The 15788-nt window shown below is 60.1% G+C and carries 17 protein-coding genes; 14 read left to right on the top strand and 3 right to left on the bottom strand.

The window, feature by feature from the left end; translation table 11 throughout:
* Nucleotides 1–41 precede the first annotated feature (41 nt).
* Nucleotides 42–617 (bottom strand): TetR/AcrR family transcriptional regulator, encoded by a 576-nt coding sequence (locus DX908_RS07045; protein WP_116391697.1) that lies wholly within the window; start codon nt 615–617, stop codon nt 42–44.
* Nucleotides 618–853: 236 nt separating this feature from the next.
* On the opposite strand from DX908_RS07045, the gene DX908_RS16165 reads away from it, so the two are divergent.
* The 5 genes from DX908_RS16165 (at nt 854) to DX908_RS07025 (ending at nt 4390) form a co-directional block, all read left to right on the top strand.
* Entirely contained in the window at nt 854–1132 is a 279-nt protein-coding gene (locus tag DX908_RS16165; protein WP_147303747.1) for a hypothetical protein, read from the top strand.
* 32 nt (nt 1133–1164) lie between these two features.
* Nucleotides 1165–1968 (top strand): cysteine hydrolase family protein, encoded by an 804-nt coding sequence (locus DX908_RS07040; RefSeq protein ID WP_199564625.1) that lies wholly within the window; start codon nt 1165–1167, stop codon nt 1966–1968.
* Between the two features lie 197 nt (nt 1969–2165).
* Entirely contained in the window at nt 2166–3539 is a 1374-nt protein-coding gene (cysS, locus tag DX908_RS07035; protein ID WP_116391696.1) for a cysteine--tRNA ligase, read from the top strand.
* 7 nt (nt 3540–3546) lie between these two features.
* A complete protein-coding gene (locus DX908_RS16160; protein ID WP_147303746.1) occupies nt 3547–3867 on the top strand; it encodes a hypothetical protein in 321 nt (106 codons plus the stop codon).
* 157 nt (nt 3868–4024) lie between these two features.
* Complete coding sequence (locus DX908_RS07025) at nt 4025–4390, top strand: endonuclease domain-containing protein (RefSeq protein WP_116391694.1); 366 nt, start codon at nt 4025–4027, stop codon at nt 4388–4390.
* 121 nt (nt 4391–4511) lie between these two features.
* Here the strand turns inward: DX908_RS07025 and DX908_RS07020 are convergent, their stop codons facing one another.
* The gene (locus DX908_RS07020; RefSeq protein ID WP_116391693.1) at nt 4512–5150 is read right to left on the bottom strand and encodes a CatB-related O-acetyltransferase; all 639 of its coding nucleotides are present in this window, start codon (nt 5148–5150) and stop codon (nt 4512–4514) included.
* 112 nt (nt 5151–5262) lie between these two features.
* On the opposite strand from DX908_RS07020, the gene DX908_RS07015 reads away from it, so the two are divergent.
* From DX908_RS07015 to DX908_RS06985, 7 genes are all read left to right on the top strand, one after another.
* On the top strand, nt 5263–7218 hold the full coding sequence (locus tag DX908_RS07015; protein WP_116391692.1) for an esterase/lipase family protein: 1956 nt from the start codon (nt 5263–5265) through the stop codon (nt 7216–7218).
* A 51-nt stretch (nt 7219–7269) separates the two neighbouring features.
* Nucleotides 7270–7707, top strand: coding sequence for an iron-sulfur cluster assembly scaffold protein (locus tag DX908_RS07010; RefSeq protein ID WP_116391691.1), 438 nt, complete (start codon nt 7270–7272; stop codon nt 7705–7707).
* Nucleotides 7704–7925, top strand: coding sequence for a membrane protein insertion efficiency factor YidD (yidD, locus tag DX908_RS07005; protein ID WP_199564624.1), 222 nt, complete (start codon nt 7704–7706; stop codon nt 7923–7925). The genes DX908_RS07010 and yidD overlap by 4 nt, the downstream gene beginning before the upstream one ends.
* A 69-nt stretch (nt 7926–7994) precedes the next feature.
* Complete coding sequence (locus DX908_RS07000) at nt 7995–8723, top strand: hypothetical protein (protein WP_116391690.1); 729 nt, start codon at nt 7995–7997, stop codon at nt 8721–8723.
* A 93-nt stretch (nt 8724–8816) separates the two neighbouring features.
* Complete coding sequence (thrS, locus tag DX908_RS06995) at nt 8817–10784, top strand: threonine--tRNA ligase (RefSeq protein WP_116391689.1); 1968 nt, start codon at nt 8817–8819, stop codon at nt 10782–10784.
* A 4-nt stretch (nt 10785–10788) separates the two neighbouring features.
* Complete coding sequence (locus tag DX908_RS06990; protein ID WP_116391688.1) at nt 10789–11976, top strand: O-antigen ligase family protein; 1188 nt, start codon at nt 10789–10791, stop codon at nt 11974–11976.
* A complete protein-coding gene (locus DX908_RS06985) occupies nt 11973–12896 on the top strand; it encodes a glycosyltransferase family 2 protein (protein ID WP_116391687.1) in 924 nt (307 codons plus the stop codon). The genes DX908_RS06990 and DX908_RS06985 overlap by 4 nt, the downstream gene beginning before the upstream one ends.
* A 19-nt stretch (nt 12897–12915) precedes the next feature.
* On the opposite strand, the gene phaR is transcribed toward DX908_RS06985, so the two are convergent.
* The gene (gene phaR, locus DX908_RS06980; protein ID WP_233508649.1) at nt 12916–13536 is read right to left on the bottom strand and encodes a polyhydroxyalkanoate synthesis repressor PhaR; all 621 of its coding nucleotides are present in this window, start codon (nt 13534–13536) and stop codon (nt 12916–12918) included.
* 151 nt (nt 13537–13687) lie between these two features.
* On the opposite strand from phaR, the gene DX908_RS06975 reads away from it, so the two are divergent.
* Both DX908_RS06975 and phbB read left to right on the top strand, forming a co-directional pair.
* Nucleotides 13688–14875, top strand: coding sequence for an acetyl-CoA C-acetyltransferase (locus DX908_RS06975; RefSeq protein ID WP_116391686.1), 1188 nt, complete (start codon nt 13688–13690; stop codon nt 14873–14875).
* A 69-nt stretch (nt 14876–14944) separates the two neighbouring features.
* Nucleotides 14945–15670 carry an acetoacetyl-CoA reductase gene (phbB, locus tag DX908_RS06970; RefSeq protein WP_116391685.1) on the top strand — a complete coding sequence of 242 codons (726 nt, stop codon included), beginning with the start codon at nt 14945–14947 and terminating at the stop codon, nt 15668–15670.
* The last annotated feature ends 118 nt before the right edge of the window (nt 15671–15788 follow it).

Below are 15788 nucleotides of genomic sequence, written 5' to 3'. Positions count from 1 at the left end.
AGTATACTGAGTATTTATTCCGTTGAATGTAGCGGTCTTGCCTAATCTGTGACGGGCCGCAGTGCAGCGTCGATCAGCACGGTTGCTGCGGCCTTCGCATCAATCGCGGTCTTTTTTGGATCGAGAAGGTGCGCCAGCACGATCGCGCCTTCTTTGAGGAGCAAAAGCTGGTCGGCGAGGGCTGATGGTTCGGCAGCGCCGGCTTTCTCGGCCAGCCCCTCGAAATAGCGGTGGATCAGCCTTTTGTGCTCGGCAGAGATCGCATGCACCGGGTGCTTGCGGTCCTGATATTCCGAGGACGCCTTGATGAACATGCAACTGCGGAACTGGGGTTCGGCGAACCACTGCCCCAGCACATCAAAGATCGCATAAAGGCGAGCTTCCGGCGTTTCGGCTTCCTCCTCGATGCCGCGGATCATCCAGTTCCGGAAATTCTCGTCGCGCAGCCGCAGCGTGGCGAGGATCAGATCATCCTTGGTCCGGAAATGCTTGTAGATCGCCGTCTTGGAAACGCCAGTCTCCTTTGCCAGCCGATCCATGCCGACAGCGTGAAATCCCCCCTGATAGAAGACCTGCAGCGCGCGCTGCACTAGCTGGTCTCTCTTGGATTCGCTCATTATGGGTACTCTCATATACTGATCGGTCCACACCTAGAGGGTGCCGCTGCAAAAATCTACCCTCAGAAATCCTAATATTATCAACAGAATACGCACCATCGAGCGGATTTCTGTCAGAAAATCTATCAAAGTGGGTTGACCGATCGGTTTATGTGCGTATTTTACATGTACCGATCGGTTATCCTTCGGGAGCTGGCCGGAAACCGAAAAGACTGCCTGTCATGGAGAGAGCAAAGATGACCCGCAATTCGGCAACTAAGAAAATCCGTACACATGCGAATGTGCTGGCTGCCAGCGCTGGGCACATAAGGGAGGAGGGGGGCGCCATGTCCCCTGATCACGGATCCCATCACTGCAAGCAGAGACTGGAAGACGTGACATCACATGCCCTCAGCTCGGGGCATTTCGATCAGGAAATCTATGCGGCCCTGTGGCTACGCGAATGGTCGGGCTCTTTGGCAGGCAAGCTGAAATCAACCGCAATGTCATTCCTGCGCTCATCGAGCACGGACTGAAAATCCTTATACAGATAAAGGGAACGAGTAACATGTCTATTTTCTTCAAAGGTGCTGTCACGGCTCTCGTCTTCATGGCTGAAATGGCCGCTGGTGAAGCTGTTGAATCCATGATGACGGTCAAGCCGTCACCGAACCCGGCCTATGCCGAGCCGGCAGAGCCTGCGCTGCCGCAGATCGATATGGAGATTGACCGGTCGCGCACGGCCATCGTCATCACCGACCCGCAGATCGACTTTCTCTCTCCCGATGGGGTGAGCTGGGGTGTGATCGGCCAGAGTGTCACCGAGCAGAACACGGTCGAAAACCTAGAACGCCTGATGAAGCTGGCAAAGGATGAAGATCTGCCGCTCTTCATCTCGCCCCACCACTATTATCCGACAGACCATGGCTGGCAATTCGAAGGCGCGCTCGAACGCCTGATGCACTCGATCGGCATGTTCGACCGTAAAGATCCCTATACGCTCGAAGGGTTCGCCAATTCCGGCTCTGACTTCATGCCGCAATATCGCCAGTACATCCATGACGGCGAGACGGTTATTACGAGTACGCACAAAATCTATGGCCCTGAGCAGAATGATCTTGCGCTCCAGCTTCGTAAGCGCGGCATCGACAAGGTGATCCTTGCGGGCATGTCGGCCAATCTCTGCACCCAGGCGCATCTTTATGAGCTACTGGAACAGGGCTTCGAGGTTGCTGTCGTCAAAGACGCAACGGCTGGTGCCATCGTGCCGGATGGCGACGGTTACCTCGCTGCACTGATCAATTTCCGTTACGTCTCTAACGGCGTCTGGACGACGGAAGAAACGGTTGAGCGCGTGTCAAAAGCCCTCTGACAACGCGCCTTGGGTCAGTCAGGGTCCCTGCTCATGCCTGACTGACCAAAAGGCGAGGAGTGAATTGCTGCCCTCAATTCTCTGATCGCCTGCCCGAAGAGGAGATCCGGTGTCCCGCCGGGTCTCCTTTTTCTGTGAAGTCCAGCAGGGCATCTGCATGATTGCGCCCTGCGGCCGGAGCGGGCAAATGCCCGTTCATGCCAATGCACCTTTACGACAGCTATACCCGCGAGAAACGTGAATTCATCCCCGCCGACCCCGACCGGGTGACGGTCTATTGTTGCGGGCCGACCGTCTATGCGCCGCCCCATATCGGCAATGCGCGTGCAGCGGTGAATGCCGATATGCTGATCCGCGTGCTGCGGCATGAATTTGGCGCAGGCCATGTTCGCTATGCGCGGAACTTCACCGATATCGACGACAAGATCATGAAGGCCGCCAGGGAAGAGGGCGTTGAGATCGGCGTCATCACCGCGCGGGCAACCGAGGCTTATCTTGCGGGGCTTGATGCGCTGGGGTGTCAGCGGCCTGACGTGGCGCCGCGCGCGACCGAGACGATCCCCGCCATGCAGGCGCTGGTCTCGATCCTGCTGGCGCGCGGTCACGCCTATGCCGGGGACGGACATATCCTCTTCGATACGAAAAGCTTTGATCGGTACGGGAAGCTTTCCGGCCTCGACCGCGACGCGATTATCGCTGGTGCGCGGGTTGAGGTCGCTCCTTACAAGAAAGACCCTGCTGATTTTGTCCTCTGGAAGCCCTCCGCTGATGACGAGCCCGGCTGGGATGTGCCTGCCGATTGGCCGATTGAGGGGCGCGGACGCCCCGGATGGCACCTTGAATGTTCGGCGATGATCCGGGATGTGCTGGGCGAGACCATCGACATTCACTGCGGCGGGCAGGATTTGCGCTTTCCGCACCATGAGAATGAGATTGCGCAGAGCTGCTGCGGCACCGAGACTGGCGACACGCCGCTCGCGCGCTTCTGGTTTCATAACGGCATGCTGCGGCTCGATGGTGCGAAAATGTCGAAAAGCGTCGGCAATATTGAAACCCCGCAGGAGTTGCTCACGCGCTGGCCGGGTGAAGTGCTGCGCTTTGCGCTCCTCACGGCACAATACCGCCAGCCGCTCGACTGGTCGGAGGAGTTGCTGGCGAGCTGCAAGTCCCAGCTTGACCGATTCTACCGCGTGCTGAGCGATGTGGCCGAAGGCGGCGAGGTGGCGCCGAGCGTCCGCGCGGCGCTGACCGATGACATCAACACACCGCAGGCGATTGCCGCCCTTCATGAGCTGCGCGAAAAGGCCAGCGCCGGGGACAAGGTCGCCGCCGCCAGCCTGCGCGCCAGTGGAGAACTGATGGGGCTCTTCGCCTCTTCCGCCGAAGACTGGTTCCAGCAAGGCTCAGGCGACGGTCCGACAGCGGACGAAATCGAAGCCCTCATTGCGGAACGCCAGCAGGCTCGGGCGGACAAGGACTTTGCCCGCTCCGACCAGATCCGCGATGACCTCGCCGCCAAAGGCGTCATCCTCGAGGACGGTCCCGACGGCGTGACTTGGCGGCGGGGGTAGGAACCCTGTGGCTAGAGGCTTCAGATATGAAGGCAATCCATTCCTTTTTGGAGCCGGGGTCTCGTTAGGTAGCGCGCTATGTTTTGGGCTGATCGGCGCGATTTGTTTTGGTATCTCTGCGGATTTTCAGCCGAGCATCATGCTCGGCGGCTTTGTTTTGGCTTCATCCATCGGTACGGCCTTTGCGGTGCTTCCGGCTCTGTTTTGTTTGACGATGGTCTTCAGGCGCCCATCGCAAAGACCTTACTGGTTCGCGATGGTTCTGGGGTACACAAGCGCGCTGTCGATATTGGCAGTGATGTACTGGCTTCTGCCCGACTTAAACTGATGGGACGCTGAGCTTCGACCTCTCCCTTTTTCAAGGGAGAGGCGGGGCGGACGGCGAGAGATCACCTCTCCCCGGGACGGGGGAGAGGTCGGCGCGTAGCGCCGGGTGAGGGGTTCTTGAAGTGGACACCTCTTGTTGTTCATGATATGTTCCCATCATGTCACGTACTCTGAATTTCGCCAAAAAGCTCCGTGCAGATCAGACGCAAGCGGAAACGCTTTTATGGCGCCGGCTACGCAACCAGCAGCTTGGCGGGTTCAAGTTCCGGCGTCAGGTGCCGCGTGGCGCTTATATTGTCGATTTTCCGTGTGCTGAAGCGAAACTCATCGTCGAGGTTGACGGCGCGACGCATGGGACACCAGCGGAAGTGGCTTACGACCATAGGCGTACCGCCTTTCTTGGGGGCTTGGGGTTTCGTGTCATCCGCTTCTGGAATGATGACATCGAAACCGACATCGATATGGTGCTGCACGCGATCATTTTGGAATGCCAGAAAACCCTCACCCGAAGCTCAGTTAACTGAGCTTCGACCTCTCCCTTTTTCAAGGGAGAGGTGGGGTGGGCGTCGAGAGATCACCTCTCCCCAAGTCTGGGGAGAGGTCGGAGATCGCTTTTGCGGTCTCCGGGTGAGGGGCTTTGGCGATTTATTCCGCCCCCTCCAGCGCTTCGAAGTCCATCCTGCCCAGCGCTCTTGCGTGCCGCCCGATCTTTTCGGGCGGCCAGTCCCACCAGCTGAGCGCCAGCAAGCGCTCGACAGTCTTCTCATCGAACCGTGAGCGGATGACTTTGGCGGGGTTACCGCCGGCAATCGCGTAAGGGGGAATGTCGCCCGTCACCACGGATTTCGATGCGATGATCGCCCCATGCCCGATCTTCACGCCCGGCATGATGGTGACACCATAACCGATCCAGACATCATGGCCGATCTCGGTATCGCCCTTGTGACCTGCGGACCATTCGGCTGGATCAAACCCTTCCTCCCAGCCGCCGCCAAAGATATTGAAAGGATAGGTCGAGACCCCGCCCATGGCGTGGTTCGCGCCGTTCATGATGAACTTCACCCCCGTCGCCAGCGCACAGAACTTCCCTATGCGGAGGACATCGCCGACAAAGGGGTAATGATAGAGCACGCACCGCCCATAGAACCCCGCCGGGCCTTCGGGATCGTCATAATAGGTATATTCGCCGATCTCGACATTCTCCGCCGTCACCAGCGGCTTGAGGAAGCCGACACGCTCATGACCGGCCAGGGGATGAGGATTTTGCGGGTCTGGTCCATGCATAAGCGAGCTCCTTTGGTCATTTCGGCGCGAAAAGAACATCGTTCAGATTAAAACCGCTCTTTTCACAACCCCTTTGAGGACGTAACATCCTCAAGGACGAGGGGGGTTATTGATGGCGATCATTCGCATCATCAATGTTCATGGGACTTTTGACGCAGAACCTGCGCGTTCTGGCGAGTCTCGGCTCAAATGGTGGCAGGGCGAGAGGCAGTTCACCGGCCAGCCGGTCGAGATGCCAGACCGCATGGAAGTGCCCCCCAGCCCTTTTGTTGAGGAAATCGCCAAGAAATTCGGCGGTGATGAAGGCCGCGCAGTGGCCGAATGCTTCCGCTGGTCAGGCTCCTACAAGGAAACCCAGCGCCGCGAGGCCGGCATGGCCCTCGCCGAGGCACTCGAAAGCGCCATCAAGGCCGATGACGACACCTATTTCATTCTGATCGGGCACAGCCATGGCGGCAATGTCATCCGCTATGCGCTGCAATATATCGACCTGCCAAAGCGCCAGCTTGAACGGATTTTGAGCTGGAACACGGTTGGCACGCCTTTCCTTCATTTCCGTCGCCCGAACAGCCTGTGGAACCTGTCACGGTCCAAACTTCTCTTTGTTCTCGGGCTCTCGGCCTTTTTCTTTTACGGCATCGCGACCGGGGTCGATGTCCGCTGCAGCGTCGATAAGATCGCCGCGCGCGATTCCTTCTTCCCCGATTTCTCCTGCAACTGGGCGCAGGGCTGGGCTCCGAAAAAGATCACGCAGGTGATCGAAGGCTTCGATGAGAGTTTCGATGAGCTGCTCGAACTTCAGGATCTCTCGACCGACCGGCCGAGCATGGCCAGCCAGCCAGCCGAGATGTCGGCTGAGGCGGACACGGGCGAAGAACCGCCTGCGGAAGGTGATCCGCTCTCTGATTTTGCGACCGCGCCAGCCGAAGATGAGGGAGAGGAGCCGGTCGAAGCGGAGAAATATGAAGAGCCCTCCCTCGGGGATCACTATTCCGATCTAGGCGGGATGATGGCGGAAGACGTCCCGATGCCGCAGCAATTCGGGCTTGAGGAAGACTTCGTCCAGCAGCAGGCGGCGCCCGCGAAAGGCAAGTCAAAAGACAAGGAAGCGTCCCCGCACGATTCAGCTGTCAATTGGCTAGGGGAATTCCAGCGCGGCCTTTTCGGCATGGGCGGGATCGTCATCGCGCTTGTCGCAATCTTTGCCTTTACCGGCCGGAAGCGGGATCGCGCGCTCTATAACGTCTTCCGCACCCGCCGCTTCCGATCAGTCTTTCTGCCCAAATGGAATGGCTTTTTGTCTGAGCGGGACGAAGCGGTTGTCGGGCTTGGTCTGGGGGCTGAGAAATTCTCCGATAAGACCAAGATTATTCCGCAGGGCGCGCTTCGGCCGATCCTGTTCGGGGTCGTGCTGATCGTCCTCTTCTCCCTCATCCTGCGGGCGGAATATGACGAGGAATCGAATAATCCCTTCGTTGCGATCATCCGCTCGCTCAAACGCCTTTTGACCATCAAAGGCAAGGAAGAGGGGATGCTCAGCCAGACCCTTTCCCAGCAGTTCACAGGCCTCAGCGACGTGACCGCGCTCTTTGATGCGCCGTTTGAATTCGCTGTCGGTAGCTTTGTGCTTGTCGCGGTCTCGCTGCTCTTTGTCAGCCTCTCCTGGGCAGATTACCTGCGCACCATCGGGGATGCGCGCATCGTCCGGTCGATCCGGGCCGTCCTTCTGGGAACGGATGATATTCAGGGCGAGTCGGTCTTCGCCGTCCGCTATTATCCGCGTAAAGGTGAGCCTTCACGGGCGATTGTCCTGTCGGATGAGATCGCGCAGGCGCAGCAGGACCGGGTCAACGGCTCGGCGCCTGAAACGCTCGAATTCATCCGCAAGGAAGTCGGCCTCTATGGCCTCTCGCTGGGCGGGGACATTCCAAACCTGTCCGAAAAGGTCGGCCAGCATTTCACCTGGGATGAGCTCTACCACACGACCTATTTCACCGTGCCGGTCGTGCGGGAATTCCTGATCGAGAAAATCGCCGAGAAGACCCCCGCCGCGCGCAGCTTCGACTAGCCGCAACGCGAAGGGCTGTTCGCCGCCGCGCACGCCGCCTACATTGGGGGCATGCTCAGTGATCTTTACTCAGGCGACCTCCTTGAAGCCGCTGCGTCGATTCCGCCGCGCGCCGATCTGCCAGAGGCGGATGCGCGGGCGCGGAAAGTCAGCCGCGTCTGCGGCTCGGAGGTGGACCTTGCGATCAAGGCCGAAGACGGCATCGTCACCGACATCGCGCTCGATGTGAAAGCCTGCGCGCTGGGTCAGGCGTCTTCCTCGATGTTTGCGCGCGCCGTTCGCGGGGCGTCGCTCGAAGAACTGATCACGCTCCGCGATGAGATGACCGCGATGCTGAAAGAGGAGGGACCGGCCCCCTCCGGTGAGCGTTGGGCGGAGCTGGAAAAACTATTGCCCATCCGGGAGTATCCCGCTCGGCATACCTCGACCTTGCTGATTTTCGAGGCCGCTGCCGATTGCGCCGAGCAGTTATTGCGGGCCGCTCTATGATGCGCCGCCTCGCGATCTTCTTCCTCAGGGTCTATCAATACACCCTCTCGCCGGCCTTTGCGGCCATTGGGGTCCGCTGCCGGCATGAGCCGACCTGCTCGAATTACGCGATCGAGGCCTACCGGAAATATTCGTTCTGGAAGGCTACACGGCTGACCGCGGGGCGTCTGGGGCGCTGCCGGCCGGGCGGCACGCATGGATTTGACCCGGTACCGTAGCTTTTGCGCCATTGCGCGAACCGGCCAAAAATGATTGTATTTTCCCATTGGAGAGTGGGTGTTGTGGGTATGATCCGTTCCGCCGTCAGTGTGGCCGCTCTGGCCGTCTCGCTTAGATCCGTCGCGTTCGCTGCGGAAGAGGGCGCGGGCATGCGCCTCGACGACCTCGAAACCGCGCTTTCGGTCACCGGCTGGGACATCGTGCACCGCACGGAAGCCACCGACGGCAGCATTGTGATCGGCGCGCGCAGCCATCAGGGCTGGCCAGTGATCCACACCCTGTCCAACTGCGATGAAGGCGCTTGCGCAGTCTGGAGCCAGGCCACCCCGCTTGAAAGCGGCCTTGTCGGCAAGGCGGTAAGCTATTCGGGCACCGGGCTTGACGCCTTTGGCAATGCGCTCTTCGGGGACCGAAATGCGACGGGCCAGCTCACGCTGCGCGCCGCCATGATCGGCGTGCCCTGTGATGCGGCCTGCCAGATGACCAAGATTGAGGAATTCGAGACTGCCAGCCGCGCGTCCTTTGACACGCTGAGCAGTGGCGAGGCTGCGACCCTGAGCGCAGGGCCGCATACCCGCGTGCCGGGCTGGACGCTGGCCGAGACGACCCTCTCTCATGCGGCCGTGCCGATGGATCACCGCCAGATTGCGGCCATAGTCGGCGCCACCGATGAGGAAGCCGTCCGCATGTCCGTGCGCGTTTCGGTGCCGGAGGCGGAGCGAACGCGGGTGACGACCCTGCCGGCGGTGGCAACATCGGCTGAGACGATCAGCTTCCCGCCGCTCCTGCCTGAATAAGCGGGCTTCACCCCCCTCCCAGACTTGACCCGGGCCAAGAGTTCGCCGCAGAGACAGCGGCGGCGTCATGCCCTCATAACCAGACCGAATATCATGCCTGTAATTACCCTGCCTGACGGCGCTCAACGCCAGTTCGACACTGCCGTGACCGGTGCTCAGATCGCCGAAGACATCTCGAAATCGCTCGCGAAGAAAGCCATCGCCCTGAAAGTCGATGGCGAGGTCCGCGACCTGTGGGATCCGCTCGATGCGGATGCGAAGGTGGAGATCGTCACGCGCGACACGCCCGACGGGCTCGACCTCATCCGCCACGATGCTGCGCACCTTCTGGCGCAGGCGGTCCAGGCACTGTTCCCTGGCACGCAGGTCACCATCGGCCCGGTGATCGAGGACGGTTTCTATTACGATTTCGCGCGGCCCGAGCCTTTCTCCACGGAAGATTTCGACGCCATCGAGAAAAAGATGGCGGAGCTCGTCGATGCCGATCTGCCGACGCGCAAGGAAGTCCTGCCGCGCGATGAAGCGGTCGCGCTCTTCGAGGCGCAGGGTGAGAAATACAAGGCCGAGCTGATCCGTGACTTGCCCGAAGGTGAAGACATCAAGGTCTATCACCATGGCGATTGGTACGATCTCTGCCGCGGCCCCCACCTTCCGTCCACGAAGCATATCGGCAAGGCCTTCAAGCTGATGAAACTGGCCGGCGCCTATTGGCGCGGCGATCATCGCAATGAGGTGCTGCACCGCATCTACGGCACCGCCTGGGCCAACGAGAAAGAGCTGAAAGCCTATCTCACCCGGCTGGAAGAGGCCGAAAAGCGCGACCACCGTAAGCTCGGCACCCAGCTTGATCTCTTCCATTTGCAGGAAGAGGCGCAAGGCTCGGTCTTCTGGCACCCCAAGGGCTACACGATGTGGCTGGAGCTTGAGGCCTATATCCGCCGCAGGCTGAATGATGACGGCTATCGCGAAGTCAAGACGCCCCAGATCCTCGACAAGAAATTCTGGGAGCAGTCCGGCCACTGGGAGAAATTCTCGCAAGGCATGTTCGTTGTGCCGGACGAAGTGCCGAACACGGATGGCGAAGGCGACATCATCTCGGAAGATGCCAAATGGATGGCCATCAAGCCGATGAACTGTCCGGCCCACGTGCAGATTTTCAAGCAGGGCATCAAATCCTATCGCGACCTACCGATCCGCATGGCCGAATTCGGCTGCTGTCACCGGAACGAGCCGCATGGCGCGTTGCATGGATTGATGCGGGTGCGTCAGTTCACGCAGGATGACGCGCATATTTTCTGCCGCGAGGACCAGATCATCGATGAAACGATCCGCTTCCTCAAGCTCTTTGCGACCGTCTATGGCGATGTCGGCTTCACCGATATCTCCTACAAAATCGCGACCCGGCCGGAAGTCCGTGCTGGGACGGATGAGACCTGGGATCGGGCCGAGGAGATGCTGGAGACGGCATTCAAACAGTCGGGCCTCGACTATGAGATCCTGCCGGGCGAAGGCGCGTTCTATGGGCCGAAGCTCGAATTCCACCTGCGCGATGCAATCGGGCGGACCTGGCAATGCGGCACCTATCAGCTCGATTACGTCCTGCCTGAACGGCTTGATGCGTCCTATGTCGATGAGGATGGCTCGCGCAAACGCCCGGTCATGCTGCACCGTGCCGTCTACGGATCGATGGAGCGCTTTATCGGCCTTCTGATCGAGAACTATGCGGGCCGGATGCCGATGTGGCTGTCCCCGACGCAAGTCGCGGTCGCCACGATCACGACGGGCGTCAATCCCTTTGCGGAAGAGGCCGCTGCGGCCTTCCGCAAGGCGGGCCTCAGGGTTGTCACTGATCTTCGCAATGAGAAGATCAACTACAAGGTCCGGGAGCATTCGGACCAGAAGGTGCCCGTGATCGCCGTCATCGGTGAGCGTGAGGCGGAGGAGAAGACCCTGTCGATCCGCCGTCTTGGCTCGAAACAGTCCACAACCGTCTCGCTTGATGAGGCGGTGAAGATGTTCGCTGAAGAGGCGCTGCCGCCTGATCTCAATCCGGCGGGCTGATCCCATGCGCCGCGTGACCGCGATTCTGTTCGGCCTCGCGGCGCTGCTCCTGCCGGTCGGTGTCGTCCTGTCACACCGCAACGTGCCGGTCGTCCTTGTCCTGATCGCCCTTTGCGGGTTGCCGGCGATGCGCCATTTCCGGCCAAAATCATGGATGACGGCCGTCTTTGCCCTGATCGTCTGGGGCATCGTCACAACCCTCTGGTCACCTTACGGCAATGCGGCAAGTTGGGTTGCCTATCTTGTCCTCCTTGGCCTGTTCGGCACCGCCGCGATGTTGGCGGGGGAGGAGAGGGATTCTGTATGGATATCCATCAGCGTTTTTACCTGCCTAGTACTTCTATTCATTGAGTCCATGTCGGGCGGCCTCATTCGGGACATCATTCCGCCAGAGGGGCGTCCGGATAAGGATGATGTCGCAACGGCGAGGGGGATCACCGTCATCCTCTGCATGGCGCCGGGCCTAATATTATTCTTTTTCACCAAGGTTTTTCTCAGAGAGCATCGGTTGAATGCCAGCCTTAGCCTGCTCATTCCCCTCGGCATTTGCGCAGCGAGCTTTGATATCTCGGCCAATATCATGGCCTTCCTTGCGGCCCTCTGCGCGGCGGGGCTTGTCTGCCTCACCCCGAAATGGGGACTGAAACTTGTTCTCGCTGCTGCGATCCTGCCCTTCCTCCTGATGCCCATTCTCGTGGCCACCCTGCCGCCGATTGAGGAGCTAAGCCAGCTAGAGGCCGGGCCCCAGACATGGCGGATGCGGCTGATCATCTGGAAAGCGATCTGGGGCGGCATGTCCGATGGCTGGGCGCATTTTCTCTTCGGGCACGGTATTGAAGGTGCCCGGGTCTATGGCGAGACCCTCGGGCAGATGAGCCTTGGCGGCCAGCAATTCGCCATCGATCTCGTCCCGACCCATCCGCATAATGTCTATCTGCAAATCTGGTTCGACCTCGGTCTTCTCGGTGCAGTGTTCGCGAGTGTTGCCTCCATCATGGCGAGCCGCGCGCTGCTGTCGGCTTCATTGCCCGTCGCAGTCCGGGCGGCCAGCGCAGCACTGATCGCAGGCGTTGTCATCTTCGCGCTCACCGATGCCAGTCTCTGGACCCTGTGGCGCGTCGCCGGACCCCTACTCGGGGCTTGGCTCATCCTTGTCGCGAGCCGATCCATGCGGCAGGGTGGGGCACAATGAGCAATCCATCCGTCACCGCGCTGATCGTTTCCTATCACACAGGGCCGCTGCTTTTTCGCTGCCTTGCAAGTGTGCTTGAACAGGCCGGTGCGCGCGAAATCATCGTCATCGACAATGGCAATCCGGAGGAGGTGCTGGCCCGCCTGCAGGAGATTGCAGGCATCGATCCGCGCCTGAAGATACTCTCCGGTCACGGAAATATCGGCTTTGCGGCGGCCTGCAACAAAGGCGCTGAGGCCGCGACCGGCACGCATCTTTTGATCCTCAATCCCGATGCGCAATTGCCGCCCGGCGGTCTGCCAAAGCTCTGCGAAGAACTCGGTCATGCCGAAGGGGAGATGAAGCTGATCGGCGGACGGCTCGTCGGCCCTGACGGCTTTGAGCAGGCAGGCTCACGCCGCGCGGTGCTTACCCCGTGGACGGCGCTGGTCGAGATCCTGCGACTTGACCGGCTCGCGCCAAAGCACCCTTATTTCCGGCGGCTCAATCACCACACCGATCCCTTGCCTGAGCAGACGATCCCTGTGCCGACGATCTCAGGTGCCTGTATGCTGCTCTCACGCGAGGATTATTTCGCCATCAGCGGTATGGACGAGCATTATTTCCTGCATGTCGAGGATGTCGATTTCTGCCTGCGCTTCCGCGAGGCGGGCGGCGAGGTTTATTTCTGCCCAGCCGTCGATATCCTGCATGAAAAAGGGTCAAGCCGGACCAGCCGCGTCCGGGTCGAGCGGTTAAAGGCGCAAAGCCTCACCCGCTATTTCCGGCGGCACTTTCCTGATCAGTACCCGCCGGGTTTCGTCAGTCTTGTCTGTGGTCTTGTGTGGCTCGGGTTTGCCGGACGCGCTGCCCGTTCGGGCATCGCGTCCTTTTTCCGCTCGTGGGGGCAGAAGGCGGACACAGCGCGCGCCGCCGACTGATACCTACCCCGCGCTTTTCTTATTCGCCCTTGGCGTTTTTCAGCTCTTCGCGCAGGCGGTCGATTTCCGCTTTCAGCGTTTCGACATCGTCGCCCATGGGCGCACCCGCTTCCATGCCGCCGCCCGGTTTGGACAGGCCGAACATTTTGAGGCCCTGCTCAAAGAAGGCCATGTTCTGGCGCGCGGCATCCTCGAAAATCCGCATCCCCGATTGCGGCGCTGAGAAAGCCTCAGACACAGAGCGGCGCATCGCCTCCTGGTTCTTGCGGAAGGCATTCATCGACATTTCGAGATAGGACGGCACGAAGCTCTGAAGGTTATCGCCGTAAAGCCCGATCAGCTGGCGCAGGAACGGCACCGGCAGCAGGTTCTGGCCTTTGTTCTCTTGCTCAAAGATAATCTGGGTCAAAACCGCCCGGGTCAGGTCCTCGCCGGTCTTTGCATCAACAACGTGAAACTCGTCGCCATTCCGGACCATCTCGGCGAGGTGGTCGAGCGTGACGTAGGAACTCGTCGCCGTGTTATAGAGGCGGCGGTTCGCGTATTTCTTGATGACGATGCTCTCGTCGGAGGTGTTTCCGCCGGGGCGCTGGGCGCCGTTCAGGCCGGGGGCCTCGGTCATCGGATCAGTATCGGGCATGCCTGCAATTCCTGTTTCTCTCAACGGGGATGACGCCCTACATGCGGTGCGGCAAAGACCGTTCGGGATGGACAGTACGATATTGCACTGCAAAACCCAAGCGGGCGTTAACACTGAATACGCACCCAATGCACCGGAAGGATAAAGAGTTATGGCGCAGACCAAGGACATCTACATCGCAAGCGCAGCCCGCACGCCGATTGGCAGCTTTGGCGGCACGCTGGCGCCGATGGCAGCAGCGGATCTGGGCAAGGTTGTGATTGCCGAGGCGCTGTCCCGCGCGGGCGCAGATCCTGCGCAGGTGGGCGAAGTCATCATGGGCAACGTGCTGACGGCGGCTTTGGGCCAGAACCCGGCGCGTCAGGCCTCAATTGCCGCTGGCATCCCGAAAGAACGCCCGGCCATGACCATCAACCAGGTCTGTGGCTCCGGTCTTCGCGCGGGCATGCTGGGCGCGCAGATCATCGCAACGGGCGATGCCGACATCGTCGTTGCGGGCGGGCAGGAGAATATGTCTCAGGCACCGCACGCGCAGCAAATGCGCAATGGTCAGAAAATGGGTCCGCTTACCCTCGTCGACACGATGATCGTTGATGGGCTGTGGGACAGCTTCAACGACTTCCACATGGGCATGACGGCGGAGAACCTCGCCGAGAAATATCAGGTCAGCCGCGAAGAACAGGACGCGTTTGCTGCCGCCTCCCAGCAAAAGGCTGCTGCCGCGCAAGAAGCGGGCAAGTTCAAGGACGAGATCGTCGCCGTCACCATTCCGGGCCGCAAGGGGGACACGGTGATGGAGGCGGATGAATATATCCGCGGGAACACGACGGCGGAGACGCTCTCTGGGCTCAAACCTGCCTTCAAACGCGATGGCGGCACGGTGACCGCTGGCAACGCCTCAGGCCTCAATGACGGCGCTGCTGCCATGGTGCTGATGAGCGAAACCGCACTGAAAGAGTCAGGCGCCACCCCGCTCGCGCGGATCGCCAGCTTTGCCCATTGCGGCGTTGATCCTGCCTATATGGGCATCGGTCCGGCCCCGGCCTCGCGCCGCGCGCTCGAGAAAGCCGGCTGGTCGATCGGCGACCTCGATCTCATTGAAGCCAATGAGGCTTTTGCCGCCCAGGCTCTCTCGGTCGGTAAGGAACTTGGTTGGGATGCGGACAAAGTTAACGTCAATGGCGGCGCCATTGCGCTCGGCCACCCGATCGGTGCGTCCGGTGCTCGTGTCCTGACGACGCTGCTTTACGAGCTGAAGCGCCGGGGCGGCGGCAAGGGCCTCGCCACGCTCTGCATCGGCGGTGGCATGGGCGTCGCCATGTGCGTCGAAGTTGACTGATAAAAAATATGGCGGGCGGCTAGAATCATCGCTAGCCGCCCGCTGAGAATTTCCTAGGGAGAAAGAAAAATGACAAAAGTGGCAGTGGTAACGGGCGGTACGCGGGGCATTGGCTATGCCATCTCCAAACGCCTCAAAGAAGATGGCTACAAGGTTGTCGGCCTTTACGGCGGCAATGCGGAAGCCGCGCAGAAATGCGAAGGCGAGATCGGCATCAAGACCTATCAGTGCGATGTGTCGAATGCGGATCAATGCCGTGAGGTGCTGGCCAAGATCGAAGACGAAGTCGGCCCGGTCGACGTGCTCGTCAATAATGCTGGCATCACCCGCGACGGCGCCTTTCACAAAATGGAAGATGATCAGTGGGAAGCCGTGATCAAGACGAACCTTGATTCCGCCTACAACATGACGCGTCCGGTCATCGACGGCATGCGCAACCGCAGCTTTGGCCGGATCATCAACATCTCATCGATCAATGGCCAGAAAGGCCAGTTCGGCCAGACCAACTATTCCGCTGCCAAGGCGGGCCTGATCGGTTTCACCCGTGCGCTCGCCATGGAAACGGCGCGCAAGGGCATCACCGTCAACGCCATCGCGCCGGGTTATATTGCGACCGACATGGTCGCCGCCATGGACGAAAAAGTGCTCGATTCCATCGTCGCGCAGATCCCGGTTGGCCGTCTCGGCACGCCCGAAGAAGTCGCCCACGCAGTGTCCTTCCTTGCTGATGAACGATCTGGCTTCATCACCGGCGCGACGATCAGCCAGAATGGCGGTCAGTATATCGCGGCCTGATCTCTCCGTTCAGAGATGAAAGATTTAAGACCCTGGTGGCCACGCCTCCGGGGTTTTTCTTTGGCTGGTGCCCCCGGGTGACGCCGCGCCTGAGGGGCGCTAGTCAGGCAAGGAGAAT

This window comes from Parvularcula marina (genome assembly GCF_003399445.1).
GTDB lineage: Bacteria > Pseudomonadota > Alphaproteobacteria > Caulobacterales > Parvularculaceae > Parvularcula > Parvularcula marina.
The sequence above is the reverse complement of the archived record's forward strand: the minus strand, read 5'-3'. Positions and strand labels throughout refer to the sequence as shown.